Origin of the sequence: Microcoleus sp. MOSTC5 (assembly GCF_036701825.1) — a bacterium.
In the GTDB taxonomy this organism is placed as follows: Bacteria; Cyanobacteriota; Cyanobacteriia; order Cyanobacteriales; family Microcoleaceae; genus Microcoleus; species Microcoleus asticus.
The window spans coordinates 1-3659 of record NZ_JAUBRK010000144.1 but is presented as its reverse complement, the minus strand read 5'-3'; the positions used below and the strand labels follow the sequence as shown (position 1 = coordinate 3659).

The window sequence follows — 3659 nt, the reverse complement described above, 5'->3', positions numbered from 1 at the left end:
CCAGCAACACAACCGGCAGCGGCGGCGACTGGAATTTAGAATTTGCTTCTGGCCAAATTGAATCTCCCTTAGCCTTGGGGCCCGAGGCGATGGCAAGTTACCAAGGTGATTTAGCTACGATCGTGGTAGCCAACAATAGCGATAGCGGTCCCGGTTCATTAAGGGCTGCGATCGCCACCGCTGTTGCAGGGGATACAATTACCTTCGCTCCAGGTTTAGCAGGTCAAACTATTACCCTCACCAGCGGTCAACTAGATATTCCCGTTGGCAAAAACATCACCATTGACGGTGCAGCGGCAGCGGGTTTAACTATCAGCGGCAACAATACTTCGCGGGTAATCCGCACAGAAGGTTCGACCAATGTTACTCTAAAAAACCTGATTGTTGCCAACGGCAAAGTTTCTGGAACCGATCCGAATAATGAGGCAACTAGCGCCGGTGGTGGCATTCAAACAGGAGGTAGCAGCACTTTAACTTTAGAAAATTGCCAAGTCAATAATAATGTTGCCGGTTTTGGTGGCGGCATTTACACGGGTTTCCGCAGCACGACGACTGTCATTAACAGCAAGTTTAGCGGCAATGACGGTTCGCTAGCAGATAATACCGAACGCGGTGGCGGCGCGATCGCAACCAAAAGCGGGGGTGTTCTGACTATCAGAGATAGCGAATTTACCAACAACAAAGGCAGCTACGGCGGAGCTGTTAATAACCTGTTGGGCAGCATGACGATCGAAAACTCTAAATTCACTGGTAACAGCACAGATAAAGGTGTTGGCGGGGCAGTTTACGTCGATGGCGCTAATGCTTCGGGGCCGAATGCAACCCCCGGCCCTGTTGCCGGAACTATTGCTATCCGCAACAGCGTTTTTGATGGCAATATCGGAGCGAGAGAAGGAGGAGCGGGATTTTTATTTGGCTATCTTCAAGATAAGATAGTTTTGGAAAATAGCACTTTTGTTAACAATAAAGCTGTTAAGGATGCAGCAGGAACTGGAGGTTCGGGAGGCGCAATTCGTCATGGAAATGTGGATCTTACGGTAACAAATTCCACTTTTGCTAATAACCAAGCTGAAGATAATGGGGGCGGTTTGTGGTCGGGAGGAGATGGAAATATCAGCATTGTCAACAGTACATTTTCCGGCAACAGCGCTGCTAAGCAGGGCGGAGGAATGGTTGTCGCTAACAGAGATTCATTTTCGACTAACATCGTCAATTCGACTTTTGCTAAGAATACCGCTGAATTTTCGGGAGGTATTGCTACTTTTAACGATCCTGTGAAATCGCCAATTACTGTCAAAAATTCGATTTTTGATAGGAATACGGCAAGTAACTCTTTTAAAACTAGGCAGCACACTGGACGGGAGCTAATCGATGGGGGAAACAATCTTCAATTTCCCGCTAAACTGACGGTGGGAGATCCTAATGATAGTAATGTTACGGCAAATGTGAGGATCGCAGACCCCTTACTCGGCCCTTTGCAAAATATTAACGGCGCTTTCGTGCTGCCGCTGCTAGTAGGAAGTCCGGCAATTGATACGGGTACTGGTGCGGGCGCGCCGGCTACGGATCAGCGCGGTGTGAGTCGCCCTCAAGATGGCGATAATAACGGAAGTGCGATCGTTGATATTGGCGCTTATGAATTTAACCCTACAGTCACGCCGACGCCGACACCGACTCCGACTCCCGCGCCGACTCTTACTGGTTCTTTGGGTCAAACCAATAATTACAGCAGCATCAGTGACCTGATCGCACAATGGCCTTCGGCCGCCCAGAATCAAGGCATCAAACTTTCTGGGATAGCTTTTGATGGCGTGGAAACTGACTACCTTAACCCGAATGTCATCAGCAACCTCACCTTAGCAAGCAACGAAAACCCTAAAAGCTGGTTGAGCTACGGCAGTACCGGCGGTATTGGCGTCCCATCCTCTTATGATGGTTGGTTCACCGACGCCAGGAAAATTCGGGCGGAAATCAACCATAACCCCAACACCAATCAATCTCAGGCGCTGAAGGTGAAATGGGCAGATAACCAAGACATCACTAGCACAACGATCGACCTGAGTGGATTGACTCCCACAACAAGTCCGGGTTTGGGCGATCAAGGCAATGAAGTTGCTTTCGTGCAAATCTTTAATAATGGGGTTCTGGTACCGGCCAGCAATTTTACGATCGCTCGCCTCAACGCTCCGATAGCTCCAAAAGCGATCGGTGTGTCTTCAAATGGAGTGACTTTCATTGGCGATCGCACTGATGGCAGTTTCAAATTCCAGATAGTAGGAAACTCTCTGGGCGGCGCTACTTTTGACGAACTGCGGTTCTCCACCAAAGCTTACGATAGCCCCACCGCTGCCTACGCCGCCACCTCCTTCAAAAACGATGGTTCCGACTACCTAGTGCGGAAAATTGAATATCAAGGGATTTCTAATGTGACGCCTCCGACTTTCTTCTTTTACGGTTCGTCTCCCGATCCTATTATTGATGGTGGTTCTGGAGAGTTTACGATTAATCGGACTGGCAATACTTCGGTTTCGGCTTCGATCGACTTTTTGATTGTTGCCCCTGGTGGCGATCCACCTGTGAACAACGTAGACTACAACATTAGTCCATTTGCTGTGAATCCTGCGTCCGGCACCGTGAACTTTAATCCCGGTCAAACTAGCGTTAGTCTGACGATTAACAATCTTCCTGGTTTGACTGGTGGGGTGGTGAATTTGGGCTTTGGCCCAGGTTCGATCGGCGCTCCGGCATCGACTGCAATTACTCTGCTTTAAGGCTGTTAGTATGGTGAGGAATCCTTCCTCTACTAATACAGCACTTTCCGATGCTATGAGGTATAATTAAGAATTAAGGTGAAAAGCATCTGATAGTCAAAGCGTCGGAAATCCTATTCCCTTGACCTGGGCTCAAAAATAGTGACAGCACACTTGGCAGAAAAGATGTCAAGCGAGAAAAGTAGCCACCCGGTTTGGCGTTACTAAAAGTCTAGTTCAAAAACTGGTCAAGCAACAACAAACTCAGGGAAATCTACTTCCTTGCGCAGAGGGGTAAACCCCCATTCAGTCCTTTGACTGATGCAGAAACGACAGTGAGAGCATGCTTTAGCTGACCATCCTGATGCTACGAAAGAGCGAATTGTGTGAATTATTAGGGCAACGGACTGGAAAATGGGTAAGTCGGACGGCTCTGTGTCGCCCCAAACAAAAATTAGGACTCAATCGTAAAAAAAAACATGGTACAGTAGCCTTCGCGGGAACAGAAAGAGTACAAAAATTAAGAGTTGAGTATTGGGAAAAAATCAGAAATATCGAGGCCCAGAACAAGCGTATTTTGGTAGTCATAAATATGTAGTGGTGGCTGGTAGTTGCCAACTAAAATCCCAGCTATTTTCAATTTAAAACCTAAAAAAATAGATGTCATAGCTTGAGAAAAGCTTATTAAACCTATTAATTGTTCTTATTGATTAAACTGCTCACAAATATTATTCTGTGAAAAAAAGCAATTTCGTAGATTGATGTAAATTAACTGGCTATGGAAGATTTTTTGAATTTCTTAAATCGCCGACCTTGTTGTCCCTACTGCCATGGGCAACAAACCGTAAAAAATGGCAGTACCCACAACAAAAAACAAAAATTTAAGTGCAAACAATGTGGCAAGCAGTT

The 3659-nt window shown here is 46.8% G+C and carries 1 protein-coding gene and 1 pseudogene; both read left to right on the top strand.

The features are described 5' to 3' along the window. Positions 1 to 2771: choice-of-anchor Q domain-containing protein (locus tag QUA54_RS33865; protein ID WP_333419363.1), on the top strand; the 2771-nt coding region annotated here is incomplete at its 5' end. 778 nt (positions 2772 to 3549) lie between these two features. Beyond that, a pseudogene (locus tag QUA54_RS33860) lies at positions 3550 to 3659 on the top strand (IS1/IS1595 family N-terminal zinc-binding domain-containing protein); the annotation flags it as partial.